Here is a 22278-nt window from a genome sequence, read left to right as displayed (position 1 = left end):
GATTCCCTGCGGTGCGATCTGCAGGAGTCGGACGTGCGCTCTGCAGGTGTCGCGCGCAGCAGAGCGCTCTCCGCCGCGCCGATCCCGGATCCGGGGTCCGGTCTCCTGCAGACCGCACCACCTCCTGCAGATCGCACCATCTCCTGCAGACCGCACGCCGGCTCCGCAACCCGTCGCGCACCCGCACCCCGCGCGCGCACACTCGAGCCATGGCCCACCGCGTCCGCGAGTCCTCCGCCCGCCCCGAGAGCAAGACCTGCGCCTCCTGTGGCCGCGAGATCGAGTGGCGCGCGAAGTGGGCCCGCGACTGGGAGAGCGTCCGCTACTGCTCCGACGCCTGCCGTCGCCGCGGCGTCGGTCCCGAGGAGGCGATGCTCGAGGACGAGATCCGCCAGATCCTCCTCGCCCGGGCCGCCGCCTCGACCGCGTGCCCGTCCGAGGTCGCCCGGAAGGTCGGAGGCGAGGACTGGCGCCCGCTGATGGAGCCCGTCCGCCGCGCCGCCCGCCGGCTCGTCGACCGCGGCGAGATCGACATCGTGCAGGGCGGGCAGATCGTCGACCCGTCGCGCGCGAAGGGCCCGATCCGCCTCCGCCGCCGCCCCGGCGGACCCCTGTCGCCCGGCGGCACCGCGGTCTAGCCTCACACCATGCCCAGCAGCGACGCCGTCGTCCTCACCGTCCCTGGACCGCACGGCGACCGCGAGGTCCGCCTCTCGAGTCCCGGGCGCGTCCTCTTCCCCGAGCCCGGCATCACGAAGCGGGAGGTGGCGGAGTACCTGATCGCGGTCGGCGACGCCTTCCTCGCCGCGAACGGCGACCGGCCCGTGTCGCTGCAGCGGTTCTCCTCGGGGATCGACGGCGACCAGTTCTTCTCCAAGAACCCGCCGAAGGGTGCGCCCGACTACGTGCGCTCGGTCCCCGTCACCTACCCGAGCGGCCGCGTGCATCCGCAGCTCGTGATCGACGAGCCCGCCGTCGCCGTCTGGGCCGCGCAGATGAACACGATCACCTTCCACCCCTGGGCCTCGAGGGCCGGCGACCCCGATCAGCCCGACCAGCTCCGCATCGACCTCGATCCGCAGCCCGGCACCGACGTGGCCGACGCCGTCCGAGCGGCGCACGCCCTCCGCGAGGTGCTGCGCGAGGCCGAGCTGGAGTCGTTCGTCAAGACGTCGGGCAACCGCGGCCTGCACGTCTTCGCGCCGATCGAGCCCGAGCACGAGTTCCTCGAGGTGCGGCACGCCGTCATCGCCGCCGCCCGCGAGCTCGAGCGGCGCATGCCCGAGCAGGTCACGACGGCGTGGTGGAAGGAGGAGCGCGGCGAGCGCATCTTCGTCGACTTCAACCAGGCGAACCGCGACCGCACCATGGCCGGCGCCTACAGCCCGCGCCCGCTCGCGCACGCCCCGGTGTCGTGCCCGCTCGAGTGGGACGAGCTCGACGGAGTCGACCCCACCCGCTTCACCGTCCGCACCGTCCCCGAGCGCCTCGCGACCACGGGCGACCCGTGGGCGCGGATGCACGAGAGTCCCGGACGCCTCGACATCCTGCTGGCCTGGTGGGAGCGCGATGTCGCGCAGGGGCTCGGCGAGCTGCCGTTCCCGCCCGACTTCCCCAAGATGCCGGGAGAGCCGCCCCGCGTGCAGCCGAGCCGCGCCAAGAAGCCTGCGGCGGACTGACGCGGGCGGTCAGCCGAGCACGTCGTCGAGGTCGTACGCCGTCGGCCGCTCGAGCTGATCGAAGGTGCACGAGGACGCCTCGCGGTCGGGTCGCCACCGCTCGAACTGCACGGTGTGGCGGAACCGGTCGCCCTCCATCTGGTCGTAGCGCACCTCGAGCACCCGCGTCGGCCGCAGCCGGACGAACGAGGTGTCGCGGCTGCCCGAGAAGCGGCTCCGCTCGCCGTCGCCGCGCACGGGCTCGCCGTCCGCACCGCGCTCGACCGCGTCGGCGAGCTCGTCCACCAGCTCCACCCGCCGGGCGTCGGTGAAGGCGGAGGCGCCGCCCACCTGCCGCACGGTCCCGTCGGCGTCGTAGAGGCCGAGCAGCAGCGAGCCGAGCCCCTGCTTCGAGGTGTGCTCGCGGTAGCCGATCGCCACCACGTCGGCCGTCCGGTGATGCTTCACCTTGAGCATCGACCGCTTGCCGGGGGCGTAGGGCGCGTCGAGCGGCTTCGCGATCACTCCGTCGAGCCCGGCGCCCTCGAAGCGCTCGAGCCAATCGCGTGCGAGCGCCTCGTCGGCCGTGGTCCGTCCGAGGTGCAGCGGAGGCGCGACGCCCTCGAGCAGGTCGGCCAGCGCCGCGCGCCGCGCCGAGTAGGGCTCGTCGAGCAGACTCCGCCCGTCGACCGCGAGCAGGTCGAAGGCGACGAGCATCGCGGGAGTCTCCTCCGCCAGCATCGCGACGCGGCTCGCGGCGGGGTGGATCCGCTGCGAGAGCAGCTCCCAGTCGAGCCGCTGCGCCCCGCGATCGCCGGTGGCCAGCACGATCTCGCCGTCGATCACGCAGCCGTCGGGCAGCAGGTCGAGGAACGCCGCCACCAGCTCGGGGAAGTACCGCGTCAGCGGCTTCGAGCCGCGGCTGCCGATCTCGCACTCACCGCCCGATCGCGACACGATCGCGCGGAACCCGTCCCACTTCGGTTCGTAGGAGTAGCCGCCGGGCACGCCGTCCTGAGCGGGCACCGCGAGCACCGCCTTCGCCAGCATCGGCGCGATCGGGAGCGAGAACGGGAGGTCCATCCTCCGATCATCGCGGGCGGACGCGGTGCCCGCACCCCCGTTCTCGGGCCGTTCCGGCAGCGACACGCCGTTCCGCGCGGCGAAGAGGGTTCGTCTCGCGCCACTGCACCCGGGAGACTGGGGCGATGCACAGGTGGGGACGACGATCCGGATCGCAGGCTGGACCAGACCGGACAGCCGGGGGGCTACGAAGAGCAGGTATGACCTCCTGCAGTCGGCGCGCGCTCGGACGGGACTCGCGCTGATGCCGCGCGAGACCACCGGCGTCGCGCGGCGTCTGTTCGGCCGGAGCCGCCGCCACGACGGATTCACGGTGCACGACGAGTCGCCCGCATTCGAGCAGAGCGTCCCGGAGCCGCCGAGGCGCGACCACCTCGCAGCGGGCTCGGGCCTTCCCACGTTCGATGTGCCCGCGCCGTCGATCGGCCGGTACTGCGAGCTCGACCTCGATGCCATCGAGTTCCCGCACCCTGCTGTCGCCGACTTCGTGCCGGATCCGCCGCGTCACGCCCCGTCCGGCGGCGGCGCTCCGGCATCCGCACCTCGTACCGATCCCGCGCCGGTGGCACCGCCCGCTCTCGCGCCGCTCCCCGATTCCGCTCCGCCCGCGCCCCGGTCGGCGCTGTCGGCCGTGTCGGCACAGGAGGAGGCGGCCGCCGCCGAGCGCGCCGCTGTGGTGCAGCGCATCGCCGAGCGTCTGGCCGAGTCCAAGCGCATCGCCGAGACCGAGCGCCTCGCCGAGATCGAGCGCCTCGCCGAGATCGAGCGCCTCGCCGAGATCGAGCGACTCGCCGAAGCTGAGCGAGTCGCCGAGGCCGAGCGAGCCGCTGAGACGGAGCGTACGGCCGAAGCCGAGCGGCTCGCCGAGTCCGAGCGCCTGGCTGAGGTGGAGCGTGCTGCTGAGGCGGAGCGTCTCGCCGACGCCGAGCGCGCGGCCGAGGCTGAGCGTGCAGCCGAAGCCGAGCGTGTGGCTGAGGTCGAGCGTCTGGCTGAGGCCGAACGCATCGCCGAAGCCGAACGTGCAGCCGAGGCCGACCGTCGTGCCGAAGCCGAGCGGCTCGCCGAGTCCGAGCGTCTGGCTGACGCCGAGCGCGCCACCGAGACCGAGCGTCTCGCCGAGGCCGATCGCGCCGCCCACACTCCCGAGGAGTCCGAGACCCCCGCGCTCCCCGAGGCGAGCGCCCCCTCCGCCTTCGAGCGGCCCGCGACGTCCGCCCCGCTGAGCGCCCCCTCGCTCGCCGCCGTGTCGACGTTCGGTGTGGCCCCGGCCATCGGCGCGGTCTGCACCCTCGATCCCGACGCGATCGAGTTCCCGCACCCCGCTGTCGCCTCCTTCGTGCCGGCGACCATCCACCACCGGCCGTCCGAGCCGTCGCGCTCCTTCGTGTCCCGGCAGGGCGCCGTCGCGGTCGACGAGGCTCCGGCCGACTCCTTCGACGACCTGCTCACCGAGGATCGCCCGCCCGCCCCGCCGACCTACCCCGATCACCTGCTCAACCTCGCCGACGCCCCGGACAACCGCAACGATCAGCCGGCCCCCGAGGAGCGGGCCCCGCGCGACCGTCGCCGCCTGCTCACCATCGGAATCGGGATCGGGGCGGCGGTCCTCGTCATCGGAGGTGCGCTCGTCGCTGTCCCGCTGCTCTCGCAGGGCGGCGGCACCGCCGATCCGGCTCCCGCAGGCGACCCCGGCACGACCGCCGCCGCTGTCGCGTGGATCGCCTCCTCCCTCGACCCCTCGTCGGTGCTGCTCGTGCAGGACGACCTCGTCGATCAGGTCAGCGACGGCGGCTTCCCCTCCGACACGATCGTCTCGGAGTCGACCCTCGCCGCCGCGGCGCCCGATTCGGCCTGGCGGGCGGCCGACTACATCCTGGCCACGCCGGCGCTGACCGCGACGGCGACCGGCGAGGTGTCCTCCGCCCTCGAGAACTCGGAGCCGGTCGCGCAGTTCGGCCGGGGCGACTCCTCGGTCGAGGTGCGCCGCGTGCTCGATCAGGGCACGGAGGCCGCTGCGGCCGCCGCGGCCGTCCAGACCGCCGCGCGCGCCTCCGCAGGCACGCAGCTCGCTGCCAACCCGGGTCTCACCACCACCCCCGCCGCACGCGCGCTGCTCGAGGAGGGGAGCGTCGACTCCCGGCTGCTCCTGCTCCTCGGCCAGCAGCTCGCCGCCGCTCCGCTCTCGGTCGCCGACTTCCCCGCCGGCGCCAACGAGACGGAGGGGGTCCGGCACCGCATGCTCCTCTCCGGCTACAACGGCGCGAGCATTCCCGCCGACGCCACCGCGACCGCTGCCGCCACCTCCTGGCTCGGCAGCCAGACCGGCGACTTCGTCCCCCGATCCGTCGACTCGAGCGCCACGGGACTCCTCGTGACCCTCGACCTCGACGAGCCCGACGGACTCCTCCCGAACGCCCCCTAGCGCCACCCACCCGAAGGACACGCCATGCACCCGCTCGCCCGCTCCGCCCGCACGCCTCGACGTCTGCCGCGGATGGCGGTCGGGTTGGTCGCGGCCGCTGCTCTGGCAGCGCTCGGGGCAGCGCCGGCGTCGGCGGCGGAGGCGGCGCCCAGCACGGGCTGGGTGCGCGTGGCGCACCTGTCGCCCGACACCAAGTCGGTCGACGTCACGCTCACCGCCCTTGCCGGCGGGGGAGCGGCCTTCGAGCTCGACAACGTCGCCTACGGGGCGGTCTCGCCCTACTGGACCCTGCAGCCGGGCACCTACGTCGTGTCGATGGTCCCCTCCGATGCGCCCGACGGCTCGGCCCCCGTGATCGAGCAGTCGGTCGACGTCTCGGCCGGCACCCCTCTGACCGTCGCCGCCCTCGGGCGGAACGCCGTGCTCAGCACCACCGTCTTCACCGACGACCTCACTCCGCCGGCCGACGGCCAGGCGCGGGTGCGCGTCATCCAGGCCTCGACCACCGCCTCGCAGGTGAACGTCGTGACCACCACCGGAGCAGTGCTCGCGAGCGATGCCCAGCAGGGCACGGCCACGCCGTACAAGAGCGTCCCCGCGGGCCCCTGGAGCCTCGATCTCAGCACCACCTCGGCCACGGCCAAGGCCGACCTCGACCTGGCGCCCGGCTCCGTCGCCTCGCTGTTCGTGCTCGACGACGCCTCCGGCGGGCTCGTCGTCTCGCCGGTGCTCGACTCCGCCGCCGTCGGCGACCTGCCCACGGGCGGCATCCAGACCGGAGGCGGCGCCACGGCCGTCCACGTCTCCTCCGCCGACTCGCAGGTCGTCCCGGGCCTCCTCGGCGTCGGCTCCGTCCTGGCCCTGATCGCGGCCGCGGTCGTCGTCTTCTCGCGCCGGAGCGCGGCGAGCATCCGCCGCGCGGGCTGATGCGCCGGATCGCGGTCGTCGCGACCGCCGCCCTCCTGCTCCTCGCGGGGTGCTCCGCGGCACCGGTGGCCGAGGCGCCCGTCGAGCCCCGGGAGACGACGGCCGCGGTCACCCCGAGTGCGGCACCCGGCCCCGCCGACGCCGGTCGTCTGCAGGACCCGGTCGCCGCCTCCGCCCCCGCGCGCTCCGCCCTCGTGCCCGAGCGCGTGGTCATCCCGGCGCTCGGCGTCGACTCGACCCTCGAGTCGCTGACTCGCGACGAGACGGGCTGGATCCAGCCGCCCGTGCTCGTGGACGAGGCCGGCTGGTACCGCGACGGCGTCGTGCCCGGAGACATCGGCCCCTCGGTCATCGCGGGACACGTCGACTCGCGGATCGGACCGGGCGTGTTCCTCCGCCTCTCCGAGCTCGCTCCCGGCGACACCGTCGACGTGGTCCTCTCGGACGGCAGTGCGCGCACCTTCGCCGTCACCGGATCGGTCACCGTGCCGAAGGAGGACTTCCCGACCGAGGACGTCTACGGCCCGACCCCGACCGCCCAGCTGCGGCTGATCACCTGCGGGGGCGTCTTCGACGACTCCTACGGGCACTACGTCGACAACGTGGTGGTCTCGGCCGTGCGCGTCTCCTGACGAGCCGGATCGTGCGACTCGCAGCCGTCTCGACGGTTCGGCGCGTACCCTCCCGGGGTATGAGCACCTCTTGGAAGCGCTGGACCCCGTTCGCCGCCGTCCCCCTGGTCGTCGTCGCCGCGGCGGTCGCCCTTCCCCTCTCGGCGAGCGCTGCCGCCGACCTCCCCGAGAAGTCCGCGTCCGAGCTGCTGGCCTTCGTCGCCGAGAACGACGTCACCGCGTTCTCGGGCGAGGTCGAGCAGACCTCCGACCTCGGGCTCCCCGACCTCTCCTCGCTCGGCGGCTCCTCCGCGCCCGCCTCCTCGGGATCCGATGCCGCGTCGCCCACCGACGCGCTCCTCGAGCTGGCGACCGGCTCGCACCAGGCCCGCGTCTTCGTCGACGCCGAGCAGGGGGCCCGCCTGCAGATCCTCGACCGCCTCGCCGAGCGCGACATCGTCGCGTCGAAGGGCGACGGAGTGTGGGTCTACGACTCCTCCGAGAACACGGCCACCCACCTCCTGCCCGCCGAGGGCGACGGCAGCGCTCCCGAGCCGGCTCCCACCGCCGAGGTTCCGACCCCGTCGAGCGCCGCCGAGCAGATCCTGGCGTCGATCGACCCGACCACCCGCGTCGCCGTCGGCTCCGATGTCAGCGTCGCCGGCCGCGACGCCTACGAGCTCGTGCTGACCCCTCGCGACTCCGGCACCCTGGTCGGCTCCGTCAGCATCTCGGTCGACGGAGAGACCGGCCTGCCGCTCGGCGTCGCCGTGACGGCCGTCGGCGGCACCGCCCCGGCGTTCAGCGTCGCCTATTCGAGCATCGACTTCGACGCACCCGACGCCGCGATGTTCCGCTTCACGGCCCCCGAGGGCGCGACGGTGACGGAGGAGACGGCACCGGCACACGAGGCCACCACCACTCCCGAGGCCACGGCACCCGACACCTCCGCCGACGACTCCGGAGTCACGACCACCGGCACCGGCTGGGGTACCGTCGTCGAGCTCCCCGCGGGCGACGCCGAGTCGCTGTCGATGCTCGACTCCGTCACCACTCCGGTCGCGGGCGGCCGTGTGCTCTCCTCGGCACTGGTGAGCGTGCTGATCACCGACGACGGCCGCGTCCTCGCCGGAGCGGTCCCGACCGACGCCCTGCTCGACGCGGCTGCCGGGCGGTGACGCCGGGCGAGCTCGCGGTCGAGACCCGCGGTCTCACCAAGCGCTTCGGGCGTCAGGAGGCGGTGTCGGGCCTCGATCTCGCGGTTCCGCGCGGAGCCGTCTTCGGCTTCCTCGGCCCCAACGGCTCGGGCAAGACGACCACCATCCGGATGCTGCTCGCCCTCGCTGCGCCGACGGAGGGGAGCATCACGGTGCTCGGCTCGGCCATGCCCCGACGTGCCGCCGACGTCCTCCCTCGGGTCGGCGCGCTGGTCGAGGGCCCGGGCTTCTACCCGTTCCTCTCGGGTGCCGCGAACCTCCGACGCTTCGACGCGGCCGAGCCCGGCACCTCCTCCCGCACCCGTGACGCCCGCGCCGACGAGGCGCTCGCTCGCGTCGGGCTGTCGGCCGCGGCCCGCAAGAAGGTCGGCTCGTACTCGCTCGGCATGAAGCAGCGCCTCGGCATCGCCGTCGCCCTGCTCTCGCCCCGCGATCTGATCGTGCTCGACGAGCCGACCAACGGACTCGACCCGCAGGGCACCCGCGAGGTCCGCTCGCTGGTCCGCGGACTCAACGAGGACGGCACCACCGTGCTCGTCTCGAGCCACCTGCTGGCCGAGATCGAGCAGCTCTGCACCCACGCCGCGGTGATGCGCACGGGCCGTCTCGTCGCGCAGGGCGGACTCGACGAGCTGCGCGGCGACGCGGCGTCGGTCGAGCTGCTCACCCCCGACCCCGAGCGGGCACTGGGCGAGCTCGCCGCCCGCGGACTCGCGCCGCGGGTCTCGCCGGCCGCCCATCCCACCGATCCACCGCTGGTCGTCGCCGCGCTTCCCGCGGGCACGGCACCGGAGGCGCTCGTCGCAGCGCTCGTCGCCGCAAAGGTCCGCGTCCGCGGCTTCGCGGTCCGCAGGCCCTCGCTCGAGGAGCGCTTCGTCGAACTGACGGGGGAGGGCTTCGATGTCGAACGCTGACGTGAGCCGCCGCCGCGGGGGTGTCGGCGCGCTGCTCGCCTCCGAGCTCGCCCTGCTCTTCCGCCGCCGGCGCACCTGGGCCCTGCTGGCGGCCCTCGCTGCGATCCCGATCCTGCTCGCCGTCGCGGTCCGCCTGTCGGGCAGCGAGGGGGGCGGGCCCTCCTTCGTCGGCGCGATCGCCGGCAACGGGCTCTTCGTCGGCTTCGCGGCGATCACGGTCGCGGTGCCGCTGTTCCTGCCGCTGACGATCGGCGTCGTCGCGGGCGACGCGATCGCGGGGGAGGCGTCGCTCGGCACGCTCCGCTACCTGCTCGTCACCCCCGTGGGCCGGACGCGGCTGCTCGCGGTCAAGTTCGCGGCGTCGGTCGCGTTCTGCCTCGCCGCGGCGCTGACCGTGATGGTGGTGGGCATCCTGATCGGTCTCGCCCTGTTTCCGGCCGGCCCGGTCACCCTGCTGTCCGGCAGCACCGTGCCCCTCGGCGACGCGATCGCCCGGGCGCTGGCGATCGCGGTCTACGCGGCGCTGTCACTGGTCGGCCTCGCCGCGATCGGCCTCTTCATCTCGACCCTCACCGACGTGCCCGTCGGAGCGATGGCCGCGACGGTCGTCGTGTCGATCGCCGCGCAGATCGTCGGCTCGCTCTCGCAGCTCGACGCGCTGCACCCGTTCCTGTTCACCGACCGCTGGTTCGACTTCGCCGATCTGCTCCGCGACCCGATCGCGTGGGGCTCGCTCGGCGAGAACGCGCTCCTGCAGCTGGCGTACGTGCTCGTCTTCGGATCGCTCGCGATCGGCCGCTTCACCACGCGCGACGTGCTGTCCTGAGCTGACCCGGTCGGGAACACCGAGGCCGCCCTCCCCTCGTGGGAGAGCGGCCTCGGTCGTCGTCCGGGTGTCAGCTCTGCGGAGTGACGCCGAAGCTCACCGCGCCCGAGTCGTCGACCTGTGCGTCGAGCACCTTGTCCTCGAGGGCGACGGAGGCGGCCACGTCGAGGAACACGCGCGCGCCGCCCTGCTCGACGACGGCATCGGTCGTCTCGGGCGCCGCCGCGACGGCGACGGCGAAGTTGCGGGCGTCGAGGTCGTCGCCGCTGATGCGGAGCCCGCCCTCGGCGGGGGTATCGGTCTGGCTCGTGATGGTCGTGACGATCGTGCTGGCGCTGTCGGTGAGAGTGAGCATCGGGTCGTTCCTTCCGTCGGGGGTCGATGAGCGGGCCACGATGCCGAGATCCGGCCCGCATCGCAACACGCTCGCCCCGACGCGGAGGCGATGCACACCTCCTGGCAAGGAGTACCCGGCGCCTCCGCAACATCCGGCAAACCTTTCCTTGACGCGGCAAATTGCCGCAAGCTACCGTGGGGCGCACCGCGGGGATCACCTCCGACCCGCCGGACTCGAAGACGAGAGGACGCCACCCGTGAGCTTCCCCGCCCGCCGCGTCACGCTCAGCGACGTCGCCAGCGCGACCGGCGTCTCGGTCGGTACCGTCTCGAAGGCGCTCAACAACCGCGGGCAGCTCCGCGAGGACACCCGCGACCGCATCCTCGCCGCCGCCCGAGAACTCGGCTTCGCGCTGCCCACCGCCGCGCACGGCCCGCCGACCGAGCAGCGTCTGCTCACGATCGGCCTCGTCACCTCCGACGACATCGGCCGCTTCAGCATCCCCGTGATGTGGGGGCTCGAGGACGCGTTCCCCGCCGAGCAGGCCTCGGTGCTGCTCAGCAACTCCCGCGGCGACCGCGTGCGCGAGCGGCACTGCGTCGAGATCCTCGCGGCCCGCGGAGTCGACGCGATCGTCATCATGACCAACCTCACCGGTCCGCGTCCTGCACTGCCCGCCAGCAGTGTGCCGATCGTCTACGTGATGGGCTCCTCCGACGACCCCGCCGACATGTCCGTCGTCGTCGACCAGACGCAGGGCATCCTCCTCGCCCTCGAGCACGTCGCCGCGCTCGGCCGACGCGACGTCGCCTACGTGGCCGGCCCCCGCCTCGACTACTCCGCCCGGATCCGCGCCGAGGCCGTGCAGGAGCACGCGCCCTCGTTCGGCCTGCGCCTGGTCGGCGACCGCTCGCTCTACGGCACCTGGACCGAGACCTGGGGCCGTCAGGCGGCGCAGATGCTGCGCCAGCGCGTCGAGCCGATCGACGCTGTGCTCTGCGGCAGCGACGAGATCGCCCGCGGAGTCTCGGACGGACTCCGCGAGGCCGGCGTCGTCGTGCCGCACGACGTCTCGATCGTCGGCTTCGACAACTGGGCCGCGGCGGCGCTCAATGCGCGCCCGGCCCTCACCACCATCGACATGAACCTCGAGGAGCTCGGCCGCGCCGCGGGTGCCCGCGCCCTCGAGGCCATCGAGGGCCGCGCCCGACCGGGCATCGACGCCCACCCCTGCCAGCTGATCGTCCGCGACTCCACCTGAATCCGACCACTCCGCACCACCGACCGATGAGGGATCGACGATGCACTCTCCTCTGCTCCTCCCCGACGTCTCGCGGCGTCGCGCACTCGCCCTGGGCGGTGCCGGCCTCGCGAGCGTCCTCGGGCTCGCCGGCTGCTCCGCCGTGCTCCCCGAGGCCGACGTGTCCTCCGCGTCCTTCGCCGCGAATCCGACGGGCGTCATCCGCTTCTGGTGCCGCAGCGTCGCGTTCGCGCCCGCTCAGCTGATCGTCGAGAAGTACCACGCCGCCCAGAGCGCGGTGCGGGTCGAGCTGACCGTGCTGCCCGAGGGGCAGATGGTCACGAAGCTGGCCACGGCGATCCGCGCCGACGCGGTGCCGGATGTCGTCGCTCCCGACTCGGTCACGACCCCCGTCTTCAGCTCCCGCGAGGCGCTCACCGACCTCACTCCGCTGATCGACGCCCTGCCCTACGCGGCGCAGCTGAACCAGCCGCTCGTCGACGTCGCCTCCTACGGCGGTAGGAAGTACGGGCTGCCCGCGCTGTCGAACGTGTCGCAGCTCTTCTGGAGCAAGTCGCTCTACGAGCAGGCGGGTCTCGACCCCGAGCGGGGACCCGTGGACTTCGATGAGTACCTGGCCCACGCCCGAGCCCTGCAGCGCCTCGACGGTGTCTCGGGGGTCACCTTCACCGGCAACTCCGCGGGCATCCTCGGCTACGTGATCCAGCCGCACTTCTGGGCCGATGACAGTCCGTTCTACGACGGCGAGGTCGGCCGCCAGCGTGCGACCGTGACCGGCAACGACGCCCTGCGCCGCACTCTCGAGCTCTACCGTACGTTCGAGCAGGAGGGGCTCGCCCAGCCGGGCGCCTCGGCCGACAGCGGTGCCGCATGGGGCAAGGACTTCCTCGACGGCACCGTCGGCCTCTTCCCCGGCTCCTACGACCTCATCGTGGGCGGTGCGACGCCGGAGTTCCTCGCCGATCTCGGCGTCAGCGCGTTCCCCGGCCCCGATGGGGGCGTCTCGCAGTTCTCGGGAGGCGCCGTGCTCTCGATCCCGCGCGGGGCCCGCAACCCCGAGGCCGCCTGGGACTTCATGCGGTTCGTCACCGAGCTCGAGCAGCAGTCCGAGCTCGCCGCCCTCGGCTGGTACCCCGTCCGCAGCGACGTCCTCGACACCGACTTCCCCGAGCGCTTCCCGCTGATGGTGCCGGGGATGGAGCGGATGAACGAGGGCTTCGCCGCTCCCACCACCCTGTACACCCAGCTCACCAACACCGTGCAGTCCCCGTGGCTCGCGATGTTCCGCGGAGCGGTCTTCGGCGACGAGGACCTCACCGCGGTCCTCGACCGCGGCCAGGAGGAGACGGCCCGCGTCCTCGAGGTGAATCAGGCATGAGCGCCACCGCACTCCGATCCGCCGCCCTGCGCCCTTCCACCCCGCGCCGGGGACGACTCGGCTCGAAGGACGCCCGCACCGGTCTCCTGATGATCCTGCCCGCGCTGGTCCTCGTCGTCGTCTTCGTCGTCGTGCCGCTGATCTTCGCGATCGTGATCTCGGTCACGAACTGGCCGCTGGTCGGCTCCGTCGACTTCGTGGGGGCCGACAACTACGCGACCGCCTTCGCCGACACCACGTTCTGGGCCTCGGTGCTCTACACGCTCGGCTTCGCGGTCGTCTCGACCGTCCTCGGCATCGTCGTGGGGTACCTGCTCGCGGTCCTGGTCCGCTCCAACCGCCGGGGCGCCGGGATCATCCGGACCGCGGTCTTCGTGCCGTACGTGATCGGCATCACCTCGCTGAGCTTCGTGGCGCTGCTCGAGTTCCGCCCCGACAGCGGCGCGCTCGATCAGGTGCTGACGACCCTCGGCATCACGAGCGAGCCGACCGCCTGGCTTCTCGACGCGACCAGCGCGACGACTCTGATCGTCCTGCTCGGCGCCTACGTCGGCTCCGGCTTCACGATGATCATCCTGATGTCGGGCATGCAGGGCATCGACGAGGCCCTCTACGAGTCGGCCGCGATCGACGGCGCGGGGCGGTGGAAGCAGGAGTTCCTGGTGACGGTCCCGCTCGTGAAGCGCTACCTCGGGCTCCTGAGCGTGCTCGGCTTCGTCGGCGCGATCCTGTCGTTCACGCAGTTCTACATCATCACCGGCGGCGGCCCCGGCACCGGGACGCTGACCGTGATGCTCTACGTCTACAACAAGGCGTTCGGCGATCTGCAGGTCGGCTACGCCACCGCGCTCTCGTTCGTGGTCGTCGTGATCGCCGCCGTCCTCACCCTGATCCAGTTCCGCGTCATGCGGGACGACTGACCGCGCCGCGTCTCGAAGGAGAGAACCGTGACCACCACCCTCACCGCGGCGCCCCGCCGCCCCACGACGCCCGCCCAGCGCGTGCGCACCGCCCTCTACGTCGTCCTCGGAGTCGTCGTCTCGGTGGCGTTCGTCGCCCCGGTCGCCTGGTCGATCCTCCGCTCGTTCCAGCCGGGCGCCCAGATCACCGCGCCCGCCGCCGAGCAGTCGTTCGCGAACCTGACTCTCGACAACTACATCGGGCTGCTCGGCTCGATCGGCGCGGGTACCTACGTCGTCAACTCGCTGATCATCGCCCTCGGCACGGCGGTGCTCAGCGTCGTGGTGACCACGTTCGCGGCCTACGCGCTCGTCCTGTTCCCGTTCCGCGGCTCGAACGTCGCCTTCGGGCTCATCCTGCTGACGATGATGGTGCCGTTCCAGGCGGTGCTGACGCCGCTGTTCCTCGAGATGAACGCTCTCGGACTCACCGACACGCACCTGGGCATCATCCTGTTCTACCTGACCTTCAACCTGCCGTTCGGGGTGTTCCTGATGCGCAACTCGTTCGCGCAGATCCCGAGGGAGGTCTCGGAGGCGGCCCGCATCGACGGGGCGGGGCCGTTCCGCATCCTGTTCTCGGTGCTCCGGCCGATGATCGTGCCGGGCGTCGCGACGGTGTTCCTCTTCGCGTTCCTCGGTGCATGGAGCGACTTCCTCGGCGCGCTGACCTTCCTCACCCGGCAGGAGCTCTTCACGCTGCCCGTCGCGATCCAGAACATCTCGTCCGGAGCCTTCGGTCAGACCGACTTCGGCTACGTCATCGCCGGCGCCGTGCTGCTGATGCTGCCCTGCCTCCTGCTCTACGCCGCCATCCAGAAGTACTACGTCCGCGGGCTCGTCGCGGGCGCCGTCAAGGGCTGAAAGGTCTCACCCCGCATGCTCCGCCGCTTCCCGCTCGACTCCGTCCGCCTGCTCCCGGGCGAGTTCGCCGACGCGCAGGCGACGGGGCTGCGCTACCTGCTCGAGCTCGACCCCGACCGGCTACTCGCGCCGTTCCTCCGCGAGGCGGGACTGCCGACGGCCGAGGGCTACGGCAACTGGGAGTCGGGAGGCCTCGACGGCCACATCGCGGGCCACGCGCTCTCGGCCACCGCACTGATGCTGGCCGCGACGGGCGACCCGGTGGCACGCGAGCGGATGGAGCGCCTCCTCGACGGGTTCGAGCGCGCCCAGAACGCGGTCGGCACCGGCTATCTCGGCGGCATCCCCGGTGGGCGGGCGCTGGGGGAGGAGCTCTCGCGCGGCGAGGTCGACGCCGACCTCTTCAGCCTCAACGAGCGCTGGGTGCCGCTCTACAACCTGCACAAGACGCTCGCCGGGCTGCTCGACGCGGCGCGGCACGGAGGCTCGGAGCGGGCGCTCGCGATGGCCGTGCGCCTCGCGGACTGGTGGCTCGGCGCCTCCGCCGGGCTCGACGACGCCGCCTTCGAGGCGATGCTGCACGCCGAGTTCGGCGGCATGAACGACGCGCTCGCCGAGCTCGCCGACGCGGTCGAGGACCCGTCGTGCGCCGCCGCCTACCGCGCCGAGGCACTCCGCTTCTCGCATCGCGCGCTGCTGGACCCCCTGCTCGCCGGGCGCGACGAGCTCGACGGACTCCACGCGAACACCCAGATCCCGAAGGTGATCGGCTACGCCCGTCTCGCCGGCGAGCTGCTGCCGGCCGCGCGCTTCTTCTGGGAGACCGTGACGCGCGGGCGCACGGTGGCGATCGGCGGCAACAGCGTGCGTGAGCACTTCCACCGCGCCGCCGACTTCGCGCCGATGGTGACCGACCGCGAGGGGCCCGAGAGCTGCAACACCTCCAACATGATCGAGCTGAGCGGCAGCCTCTTCGAGCAGAGCGGAGACGCGCGCTACCTCGACTACATCGAGCGGGCGCTCTACAACCACATCCTCTCGACACAGCATCCCGATGGCGGCTTCGTGTACTTCACGTCGCTGCGGCCCGCCCACTACCGCGTCTACTCCAGCGCGCAGGAGTCGATGTGGTGCTGCGTCGGCTCGGGGCTCGAGAACCACGCACGCTACGGCGAGTCGGCCTACGCGCACGACGGCGACGATCTGGTGATCGGCCTCTACCTCCCCTCGGCCCTCGACTCCGCCGAGCACGGCGTCCGGGCGCGGATCGAGACCGGCTTCCCCGCCTCCGACGAGGTGCTCGTCACGGTCGAGCTCGAGCGCGCGGGCCGCGTCCGGCTGCGGCGTCCCTCCTGGGCCGAGTCGTTCGAGGTGAGCCTCCCGGTCGAGGAGGCGGAGATCGGCTTCGTCACCACGGCGCCCCTCGCTCCCGGTCGGCACGAGATCCGCGTCCGTCTCGGTCTCGGGCTGCGAGCGGAGGCGCTGCCCGACGCATCCGCGTGGTCGGCCTTCTCGATCGGCCCGATCGTCCTCGCTGCGCGCGCCGACTCCGACGATCTCGACGGACTGCGCGCGGGCGGCGAGCGGATGGGGCACGTCGCGGCGGGCCCCCTCCGCGACCTCGCCGCGACTCCGATCGTGACGGCGGCGGATCCGCTCGACGCGGTCTCCGTGCTCGACCGCCGCGCGCTGACCGCGACCCTCGAGACCGACTCCGGTCCGGTGCTCCTCGAGCCGTTCGCGCGGATCCACGACGCCCGCTACACGGTCTACTGGCCGACCGGGACGGAGGCGGCGGTACGCCGGGCCGAGCTCGCCGAGGTCGACCGGATCGCCGCGGACGACGCTGCCGTGATCGACTCCGTCGCCGCGGGGGAGCAGCAGCCCGAGTCCGACCACGCGTTCGCCGGGCACGCCTCCCGCGCCGGCGGCTCAGGTGGGGGGCACTGGCGGAGCGCGCAGGGGCCCGACGGCTGGTTCGGCTACACGCTGACCGATCCCGAGCAGCTCGCCGCGATCCTCCGGGTGCGGCTGCGGAGTGCGGCCGGCGAGCACGAGTTCCGGATCGACGACCGCCCGCTCGGCGAGCCGGTCGGTCGTCGCGAGAGCGACGGAGTCGTCGAGCTCGACTTCGCGATCGAGCCGGAGCCCGGACGCGACGGACCCGTCCGCTTCTCGGTGCACGCGGTGGGCGCCGGGCCCACGGGGGAGCTGCTCACCGTGGCCCTGCTGCGGGCCGCGCGCCCGCCGCAGTGACTCCTGCCACACTGACCGGATGCACCCCGCCGACGCCTGCCCCTGCGGAAGCCGCAGCCACTACGCCGACTGCTGCCGCCCCGCGCACCTCGGCGAGACTCCGTCGCCGACCGCGGAGCGCCTGATGCGCAGCCGCTACAGCGCCAACGTGCTCGGCAGCGCCCCCTACCTCCTCGCGAGCTGGCACCCCTCGACCCGGCCGCCCCGGGTCGACCTCGCCGACGACGTGCGCTGGCGGCGACTGCAGATCGTCGACACCGCGTTCGGAGGCGAGGACGACGACGAGGGTCTGGTCGAGTTCCGCGCGTCCTACCGGTCCGCGGAGGGTGCCGGCCTCGTGCACGAGCGCAGCCGGTTCCTCCGGGAGGACGGCCGCTGGTACTACGTCGACGGCGATCTGCTCGACGGAGTCTGACGCCCCGGGCCCAGCTGAGCCGGCGCGGTTCTACGCTGGGGGTATGGCCAAGGAGTTCCGCCGGGCGGACGACGCGTCGCGCTACGAGCTGCATCTCGACGGGGCGCTGGTGGGCGTCCTCGATTTCCGGGAGAACGACGAGAGCGTGTCGCTCGTCCGCTCGTTCACCTCGCCGCCGTTCCGCGGTCGAGGGCTCGCGGGCGAGCTGGTCGCCTTCGCGGTCGACGACATCGAGTCCTCGGGCGGGCGTTCCGTGGTGCCGATGTGCTGGTATGTCGGGCAGTGGTTCGAGCAGCACCCCGAGAAGTCGGGCCTGCTCGCCCGCGGCGCCTGACGGGGCGCGGCACTGAGCGTCAGAGCGTGACGAGCGGTTCGACGTCCGCCAGATCGGGTCCGAGCCCGAGATCGACCAGCCGGATCCGCCCCGCATAGGACGCGCCGGGCGGCAGCAGCAGCCCCGCCTTGATCGCGCCGAACGTGACGGTGGTATCCGCGCGCAGGACGGTCGGATCGGGCACGGAGCCGTCGTCGGGGCCGATCCCGCTCGGCAGGTCGACGGCGACGACGGTCGGCGGCGACTCGCGTCGGGCGACGAAATCCATGACCACGGCGACCACCTCCCGCGCCCGGCCACGCAGAGCGGGAGCCGCCGTGCCGATGCCGAGGATCCCGTCGACGACGACGTCGGCCCGGGCGACCGCCGCCGCGAGGGCGTTCGCGTCGCCGGCGCTGACCGTGCCGCAGCCCTCGTCGAGAGCGACGGCCAGCCCGCGCGGGTGTGCCCGCTCGCCGGTCATCACCAGCGTCACATCGCTCCCGGAGGCGGCCATCTCGGCGGCCGCGTACAGAGCGTCGCCGCCGTTGTTGCCCGGGCCCACCAGCACCAGGAGGCTGCCTGCACCGCGGCGTGCGGGCCGGGCCGCGAGCGCCGCCCGCAGCTCGCGCGCGAGGCCACGCGCCGCCCTCTGCATCAGCGGCTCGCGCCGCGCCAGATGAGGCGCCTCGGCGGCCCGCACCTGCGCGGAGGAGTATCCCTCGACCATTCCTCCACTGTGCGCTTCCGTCGCCCGATCGGCAACTCGCACGGTGGCGGGCGGCGAGTGGAGGGCGGCGGGCGGCGCGCGGTGGATCCGTCATAGTGGAGGCGCACCCCCGATACGTCCCACCTGATCCAGCTGAACCCGGAGCGCCGATGATCGACCAGTCCGCCGTCCCCGTCCGCGCCGTCGTCGTGATGGGTGTCTCCGGAAGCGGCAAGTCGACGGTCGCCGCGCTCCTCGCCGGCCGACTCGGCTGGAGCTTCCTCGAGGGTGACGACGTGCATCCGCTCGCCAATGTCGAGAAGATGGCGGCCGGCATCCCGCTGACCGACGACGATCGCGCTCCGTGGCTCGCCGCGCTCGCCGACGAGGTCGACCAGCGGATCCGCTCCGGCGCCTCGGTCGTGGTCACCTGCTCGGCACTGCGCCGCCGCTATCGAGACGTCCTCCGTCGCGAGGACCTGGTCTTCGTGCACCTCGCCGGGTCGCGCGCCACTGTGGCGGGTCGCCTCGCCTCCCGCCTGGACCACTTCATGCCCCCGGCGCTCCTCGACTCCCAGTTCGAGGCGCTGGAGCCGCTGGGCGCTGACGAGCGCCACCTCACCGTCGACGTCGGCCGGGCGCCCGACGACGAGATCGCCGAGATCATCGACGCTCTCGGCCTGAGCTGATCGGTCCGGCTGGCGGGCCTACGAGAGCAGTGCTCCGAGGTCGGCGACCGGCATCCCGAACGCCTCCGCGACGGCCGCGTTGACGACCTGCCCGTCGTGCGTGCTCAGCCCCTTCGCGAGCGCGGGGTCTGCCGCGAGCGCGGCCTTCCAGCCGCGGTCCGCGAGCGCCACCACGTAGGGCAGCGTCGCATTGGTGAGAGCGCGCGTCGAGGTCTCGGGCACCGCACCGGGCATGTTCGCGACGCAGTAGTAGACGCTGTCGTGCACGGCGAAGACCGGGTCGTCGTGCGTGGTCGGGCGCGAGCCCTCGAAGCAGCCGCCCTGGTCGATCGCGATGTCGACGAGCACCGAGCCGGCCTTCATCGTCGCGACCATCTCGTCGGTGACGAGCTTGGGCGCCTTCGCACCGGGGATGAGCACCGAGCCGATCACGAGGTCGGCCTCCGCCATCTGCGCGGCGATCTCGTAGGTCGAGGAGGCGCGGGTCTGGATCCGGCCGTCGAAGCGGTTCTCGAGCTCGCGGAGGCGGGGGATCGAGAGGTCGACGATCGTCACGTCGGCGCCCATCCCGAGCGCGTTCGCTGCGGCGTGCTCGCCCGCGACGCCTCCGCCGATCACGACGACCTTCGCCTTGGGAGTGCCGGGCACACCTCCGAGCAGGGTGCCGCGGCCGCCCGCCGCGCGCATGAGGTGGTAGGCGCCGACGGTGATCGAGAGACGCCCGGCGACCTCGCTCATGGGGGAGAGGAGGGGGAGCTGGCGGTTGGGCAGCTGGACCGTCTCGTAGGCGATCGCGGTGGTGCCCGCGGCGAGCAGCGCCTCCGTGCAGGGGCGAGAGGCGGCGAGGTGCAGGTAGGTGAAGAGCACCTGGCCCGAGCGCATGCGCGGGTACTCGGCCTCGATCGGCTCCTTGACCTTCAGGATCAGGTCGGCCTCGGCCCAGACCTCGTCGGCGTCGGCCGCGATCCGCGCGCCGGCGGTGGCGAAGTCCTCGTCCGACAGGCGGGAGCCCACGCCCGCGCCCGACTGCACGAGCACCTCGTGTCCGCCACGGACCAGCTCGTGCACGCCGGCCGGTGTCGCGGCGACCCGGTTCTCGTTGTTCTTGATCTCGGTGGGGATGCCGATGCGCATGACGCCTCCTTGTCTTCGCGACCCGCCCTGCGGTGGTCGATCTCGCGATCCGCCGTTCGTCGCCGATCCTGCGCCGGCACTGCCCCTATCGTGCGAAGATCGTGTTTCCGGCGCATGACATTCCGCAGGATCGGTGGATCCTGCGCCTTCTTCCGCAGGATCGTCGGATGAGGAGCAGGAGACGCACGTGAGAGCGAAGGATCTGCACGACCTCGGCGACCTCGACACGGTCGACCGCACGCTGGTGCGCCTGCTCCGCGCCGACGCGCGCACGCCCAACAGCCGTCTCGCCGAGCAGGCAGGCATCGCCCCGTCGACGTGCGTCTCGCGCGTGCGCTCCCTGGTCGACCGCGGGATCATCACCGGCTTCACCGCCGAGCTCGACCCGGCCGCCCTCGGACTCACCCTGCAGGCGCTGATCAGCGTCGGCATCCGCGTCGGCCAGCGGCAGGCGATCACCCGCTTCGCCGACGAGGTCCGCGCCCTGCCCGAGGTCGTGCAGCTGTTCTTCCTGGGCGGCTCCGAGGACTTCATCATCCACGTCGCCGTCCGCGACTCGAACGACGTGCGCGACTTCGTCGTCTCGAACCTGTCGGCGCACCCGGCTGTCGCCTCGACGCGCACCAGCATCGTCTTCGATCACCACCGCAAGGGGCCCGCGGTCCCGGAGTAGCGCGCCGGTCACCAGGGTGAGGGGCCCTCGAGCCGGGTGACGAACAGGACGTCCGACGAGAGCTTCACTGGTCGACGCTCCGGCCGGGCGATGCCGCCGCGAGGAGCGGACGGATCGGGTGAGGGGGGATCACCGCGAGCGCGGTGTGGGTCGTCAGCACCAGTGCGTGCCCGATGCGCTCGCCCGCTCGGCGCAGAGCCGAGGCGTCCGTCCCGAGGACGAGGAGACCGGCGTCGCTCGCCGAGGCGAGGAGTCCCTGCACCGTGTCTCCGTGCGCGAAGCGCAACTCCACTCGAAGGCGGGGGAACTGCTCGCGGACCGGAGCGACCGCGTCGAGGACCCTGAGGCGGTGATCCTCGAGCTCGTGGGCGACCCGGCCGGCGGGCCTGTCGGCCGAGTCCTCCTCGACGGCCGGGAGGTGCCAGCTGCGGACCACGAGGAGGGTCTCGCGGCGGCGGTCGGCTTCGGCCGCGGCGAACTCGAGCGCAGCGAGCGACGCGGAGGATCCGTTGACACCGACCACGACCTGCGCCGCACCGTGCCGGGCGTCGATCGGGACGATGACCACCGCGATCTCGCCGCGCTGGGTGATCCTCATCCCGAGGGAGTTCTCGAATCGCCCGGAGTGCTCATTGCGGGTGTCCGTTCCGACGACGAGGAGCGTGCCGTCCTGGCGGCAGCGGCGCTCGAGCTGCTCGACCGGGTCGCCGTGCAGCAGCTCCGCGCTGAAGCGGATGCCTGCGCGGTCCTGCTGCAGCGTCGCGGCGAGCTCGTCGAGTGCGGCCTTCGAGATGGCGCGCTCGTCGGCCGGGGCGGCGACGTGGCAGAGGATGACGTGATGGTCGAGCAGGTACTCGCGGGTGATCGCCCAGTCGAGTGCGGTGAGGGCGGCGGTGGTGCCGGCCCAGGCGACGAGTGTGGTCATGGCGGTCTCCTTCGAGGTCGGCGGGTCAGTGAACGGCGAGCGCGTCGACCGCGGCGGTGGCGCGCGCGGTGTACCCGAGGAGCGATCCCCAGGCGCGGGCCCGGTCGAGTTCGGTGTGCTCCAGGTTGCTGCCCGTGTCGACGAGGAAGCTCATCGGGGCGGTGATGGAGCGCAGTCCGTGACCGGCCAGGCGCTGATCGATGTGATCGGACGCGGCGCCGGTGAGGATGCGGGGGATGTCGGTGCGGGTGTCGAACGACGCGGCCATCGCGGTGAACGGCGGCAGGGCGTCCAGCCACTCGCGGACTCCCAGGCCGCCCGCTTCGCTGTCGAGACGCAGACCGCGACGCGCGTTCGCCGCCCACTTCTGCGCCTCGGCGCGGGTGCGGGCGGACGAGATGCCGTGCACGTGGGTCGGTCCACCGACGACGAGGAGGTCCACGCCCTCGAGCCGCCGCGCCGCGTGGACGCTGACCACCTCGACCTCGAGCGTCTCGGCCAGACCGCGCCCGATCGCCTCGGCGATGAAGCGGGTGTTGCCGAACTGGGTCTCGTAGACGACGAGTGCGCGCACGGCGGTGCCTTCCGGTGAGGGGCGGCGAGGGCCGTCGCCTCCACAGTGCGCGCGCCCTGCCCCCCGGGCCAGGGCCGTTGGTCCCGTATCGCTCGAACCACCGCCGCGGTCCCGCGCCGACGTACGCTCGCCC

General features: G+C 72.9%; 23 protein-coding genes. 17 read left to right on the top strand and 6 right to left on the bottom strand.

Going from position 1 to position 22278, the window contains the following annotated elements:
• Positions 1-209 precede the first annotated feature (209 nt).
• Positions 210-638, top strand: a complete 429-nt coding sequence (locus ASG06_RS13935) for a DUF2256 and DUF3253 domain-containing protein (protein ID WP_056043309.1) — start codon at positions 210-212, stop codon at positions 636-638.
• Between the two features lie 9 nt (positions 639-647).
• Entirely contained in the window at positions 648-1679 is a 1032-nt protein-coding gene (gene ligD / locus ASG06_RS13930) for a non-homologous end-joining DNA ligase (protein WP_056043306.1), read from the top strand.
• 9 nt (positions 1680-1688) lie between these two features.
• Here the strand turns inward: ligD and ASG06_RS13925 are convergent, their stop codons facing one another.
• Positions 1689-2741: an ATP-dependent DNA ligase gene (locus ASG06_RS13925; RefSeq protein WP_056043303.1), complete on the bottom strand. Its 1053-nt coding sequence runs from the start codon at positions 2739-2741 to the stop codon at positions 1689-1691.
• A gap of 244 nt (positions 2742-2985) precedes the next feature.
• On the opposite strand from ASG06_RS13925, the gene ASG06_RS13920 reads away from it, so the two are divergent.
• From ASG06_RS13920 to ASG06_RS13895, 6 genes are read left to right on the top strand one after another with little or no spacing between them, the layout of a single operon-like run.
• Positions 2986-5163, top strand: coding sequence for a hypothetical protein (locus ASG06_RS13920; RefSeq protein WP_056043299.1), 2178 nt, complete (start codon positions 2986-2988; stop codon positions 5161-5163).
• Between the two features lie 24 nt (positions 5164-5187).
• Positions 5188-6090 carry a DUF4397 domain-containing protein gene (locus ASG06_RS13915; RefSeq protein WP_056074158.1) on the top strand — a complete coding sequence of 301 codons (903 nt, stop codon included), beginning with the start codon at positions 5188-5190 and terminating at the stop codon, positions 6088-6090.
• Positions 6090-6722, top strand: coding sequence for a class F sortase (locus ASG06_RS13910; protein ID WP_082499241.1), 633 nt, complete (start codon positions 6090-6092; stop codon positions 6720-6722). The genes ASG06_RS13915 and ASG06_RS13910 overlap by 1 nt, the downstream gene beginning before the upstream one ends.
• Before the next feature lie 59 nt (positions 6723-6781).
• Complete coding sequence (locus ASG06_RS13905; RefSeq protein ID WP_056043294.1) at positions 6782-7879, top strand: LolA family protein; 1098 nt, start codon at positions 6782-6784, stop codon at positions 7877-7879.
• A complete protein-coding gene (locus ASG06_RS13900; protein ID WP_056043290.1) occupies positions 7876-8832 on the top strand; it encodes an ABC transporter ATP-binding protein in 957 nt (318 codons plus the stop codon). Before ASG06_RS13905 ends, ASG06_RS13900 begins: the two co-directional genes overlap by 4 nt.
• The gene (locus ASG06_RS13895; protein ID WP_056043287.1) at positions 8819-9658 is read left to right on the top strand and encodes an ABC transporter permease; all 840 of its coding nucleotides are present in this window, start codon (positions 8819-8821) and stop codon (positions 9656-9658) included. Before ASG06_RS13900 ends, ASG06_RS13895 begins: the two co-directional genes overlap by 14 nt.
• A gap of 70 nt (positions 9659-9728) precedes the next feature.
• Here the strand turns inward: ASG06_RS13895 and ASG06_RS13890 are convergent, their stop codons facing one another.
• On the bottom strand, positions 9729-10013 hold the full coding sequence (locus tag ASG06_RS13890) for a hypothetical protein (protein WP_056043284.1): 285 nt from the start codon (positions 10011-10013) through the stop codon (positions 9729-9731).
• 238 nt (positions 10014-10251) lie between these two features.
• Between ASG06_RS13890 and ASG06_RS13885 the strand changes: the two genes are divergently transcribed.
• Genes ASG06_RS13885 through ASG06_RS13855 form a run of 7 tightly spaced genes read left to right on the top strand, consistent with a single transcriptional unit; the run spans position 10252 to position 17462 of the window.
• A complete protein-coding gene (locus tag ASG06_RS13885) occupies positions 10252-11256 on the top strand; it encodes a LacI family DNA-binding transcriptional regulator (protein WP_056043281.1) in 1005 nt (334 codons plus the stop codon).
• Positions 11257-11296: 40 nt separating this feature from the next.
• Positions 11297-12634 (top strand): ABC transporter substrate-binding protein, encoded by a 1338-nt coding sequence (locus ASG06_RS13880; protein WP_056043279.1) that lies wholly within the window; start codon positions 11297-11299, stop codon positions 12632-12634.
• Positions 12631-13554 carry a carbohydrate ABC transporter permease gene (locus tag ASG06_RS13875; RefSeq protein WP_056043275.1) on the top strand — a complete coding sequence of 308 codons (924 nt, stop codon included), beginning with the start codon at positions 12631-12633 and terminating at the stop codon, positions 13552-13554. The genes ASG06_RS13880 and ASG06_RS13875 overlap by 4 nt, the downstream gene beginning before the upstream one ends.
• A gap of 27 nt (positions 13555-13581) precedes the next feature.
• Entirely contained in the window at positions 13582-14457 is an 876-nt protein-coding gene (locus tag ASG06_RS13870) for a carbohydrate ABC transporter permease (RefSeq protein WP_056043273.1), read from the top strand.
• A gap of 15 nt (positions 14458-14472) precedes the next feature.
• Positions 14473-16713 (top strand): beta-L-arabinofuranosidase domain-containing protein, encoded by a 2241-nt coding sequence (locus tag ASG06_RS13865; protein ID WP_056043270.1) that lies wholly within the window; start codon positions 14473-14475, stop codon positions 16711-16713.
• Positions 16714-16732: 19 nt separating this feature from the next.
• Entirely contained in the window at positions 16733-17128 is a 396-nt protein-coding gene (locus tag ASG06_RS13860) for a YchJ family protein (protein ID WP_056043267.1), read from the top strand.
• Positions 17129-17171: 43 nt separating this feature from the next.
• Entirely contained in the window at positions 17172-17462 is a 291-nt protein-coding gene (locus ASG06_RS13855) for a GNAT family N-acetyltransferase (protein WP_056043264.1), read from the top strand.
• Between the two features lie 19 nt (positions 17463-17481).
• Here the strand turns inward: ASG06_RS13855 and ASG06_RS13850 are convergent, their stop codons facing one another.
• A complete protein-coding gene (locus tag ASG06_RS13850; protein WP_056043259.1) occupies positions 17482-18171 on the bottom strand; it encodes an NAD(P)H-hydrate epimerase in 690 nt (229 codons plus the stop codon).
• A 149-nt stretch (positions 18172-18320) separates the two neighbouring features.
• Between ASG06_RS13850 and ASG06_RS13845 the strand changes: the two genes are divergently transcribed.
• On the top strand, positions 18321-18839 hold the full coding sequence (locus ASG06_RS13845) for a gluconokinase (RefSeq protein WP_056043256.1): 519 nt from the start codon (positions 18321-18323) through the stop codon (positions 18837-18839).
• A gap of 18 nt (positions 18840-18857) precedes the next feature.
• Here the strand turns inward: ASG06_RS13845 and ald are convergent, their stop codons facing one another.
• Entirely contained in the window at positions 18858-19973 is a 1116-nt protein-coding gene (gene ald / locus ASG06_RS13840) for an alanine dehydrogenase (RefSeq protein ID WP_056043253.1), read from the bottom strand.
• Positions 19974-20160: 187 nt separating this feature from the next.
• On the opposite strand from ald, the gene ASG06_RS13835 reads away from it, so the two are divergent.
• On the top strand, positions 20161-20646 hold the full coding sequence (locus tag ASG06_RS13835; protein WP_056043250.1) for an Lrp/AsnC family transcriptional regulator: 486 nt from the start codon (positions 20161-20163) through the stop codon (positions 20644-20646).
• Between the two features lie 64 nt (positions 20647-20710).
• On the opposite strand, the gene ASG06_RS13830 is transcribed toward ASG06_RS13835, so the two are convergent.
• Complete coding sequence (locus tag ASG06_RS13830; protein WP_056043247.1) at positions 20711-21571, bottom strand: universal stress protein; 861 nt, start codon at positions 21569-21571, stop codon at positions 20711-20713.
• Between the two features lie 25 nt (positions 21572-21596).
• Positions 21597-22145, bottom strand: a complete 549-nt coding sequence (locus tag ASG06_RS13825) for a flavodoxin domain-containing protein (protein ID WP_056043245.1) — start codon at positions 22143-22145, stop codon at positions 21597-21599.
• Positions 22146-22278 lie beyond the last annotated feature (133 nt).

Source organism: Rathayibacter sp. Leaf185, from assembly GCF_001423885.1.
Lineage (GTDB): Bacteria > Actinomycetota > Actinomycetes > Actinomycetales > Microbacteriaceae > Rathayibacter.
The sequence above is the reverse complement of the archived record's forward strand: the minus strand, read 5'-3'. Positions and strand labels throughout refer to the sequence as shown.

Excerpts from the sequence above, each read along its gene's own strand:
- ASG06_RS13855 (WP_056043264.1), top strand. The coding sequence starts at position 17,172 with ATGGCCAAGGAGTTCCGCCGGGCGGACGACGCGTCGCGCTACGAGCTG.
- ASG06_RS13895 (WP_056043287.1), top strand. The coding sequence starts at position 8,819 with ATGTCGAACGCTGACGTGAGCCGCCGCCGCGGGGGTGTCGGCGCGCTG.
- ASG06_RS13935 (WP_056043309.1), top strand. The coding sequence starts at position 210 with ATGGCCCACCGCGTCCGCGAGTCCTCCGCCCGCCCCGAGAGCAAGACC.
- ASG06_RS13875 (WP_056043275.1), top strand. The coding sequence starts at position 12,631 with ATGAGCGCCACCGCACTCCGATCCGCCGCCCTGCGCCCTTCCACCCCG.
- ASG06_RS13925 (WP_056043303.1), bottom strand. The coding sequence starts at position 2,741 with ATGGACCTCCCGTTCTCGCTCCCGATCGCGCCGATGCTGGCGAAGGCG.
- ASG06_RS13915 (WP_056074158.1), top strand. The coding sequence starts at position 5,188 with ATGCACCCGCTCGCCCGCTCCGCCCGCACGCCTCGACGTCTGCCGCGG.
- ald (WP_056043253.1), bottom strand. The coding sequence starts at position 19,973 with ATGCGCATCGGCATCCCCACCGAGATCAAGAACAACGAGAACCGGGTC.
- ASG06_RS13860 (WP_056043267.1), top strand. The coding sequence starts at position 16,733 with ATGCACCCCGCCGACGCCTGCCCCTGCGGAAGCCGCAGCCACTACGCC.
- ASG06_RS13910 (WP_082499241.1), top strand. The coding sequence starts at position 6,090 with ATGCGCCGGATCGCGGTCGTCGCGACCGCCGCCCTCCTGCTCCTCGCG.
- ASG06_RS13850 (WP_056043259.1), bottom strand. The coding sequence starts at position 18,171 with ATGGTCGAGGGATACTCCTCCGCGCAGGTGCGGGCCGCCGAGGCGCCT.
- ligD (WP_056043306.1), top strand. The coding sequence starts at position 648 with ATGCCCAGCAGCGACGCCGTCGTCCTCACCGTCCCTGGACCGCACGGC.
- ASG06_RS13830 (WP_056043247.1), bottom strand. The coding sequence starts at position 21,571 with ATGACCACACTCGTCGCCTGGGCCGGCACCACCGCCGCCCTCACCGCA.
- ASG06_RS13890 (WP_056043284.1), bottom strand. The coding sequence starts at position 10,013 with ATGCTCACTCTCACCGACAGCGCCAGCACGATCGTCACGACCATCACG.
- ASG06_RS13865 (WP_056043270.1), top strand. The coding sequence starts at position 14,473 with ATGCTCCGCCGCTTCCCGCTCGACTCCGTCCGCCTGCTCCCGGGCGAG.
- ASG06_RS13905 (WP_056043294.1), top strand. The coding sequence starts at position 6,782 with ATGAGCACCTCTTGGAAGCGCTGGACCCCGTTCGCCGCCGTCCCCCTG.
- ASG06_RS13845 (WP_056043256.1), top strand. The coding sequence starts at position 18,321 with ATGATCGACCAGTCCGCCGTCCCCGTCCGCGCCGTCGTCGTGATGGGT.
- ASG06_RS13920 (WP_056043299.1), top strand. The coding sequence starts at position 2,986 with ATGCCGCGCGAGACCACCGGCGTCGCGCGGCGTCTGTTCGGCCGGAGC.
- ASG06_RS13880 (WP_056043279.1), top strand. The coding sequence starts at position 11,297 with ATGCACTCTCCTCTGCTCCTCCCCGACGTCTCGCGGCGTCGCGCACTC.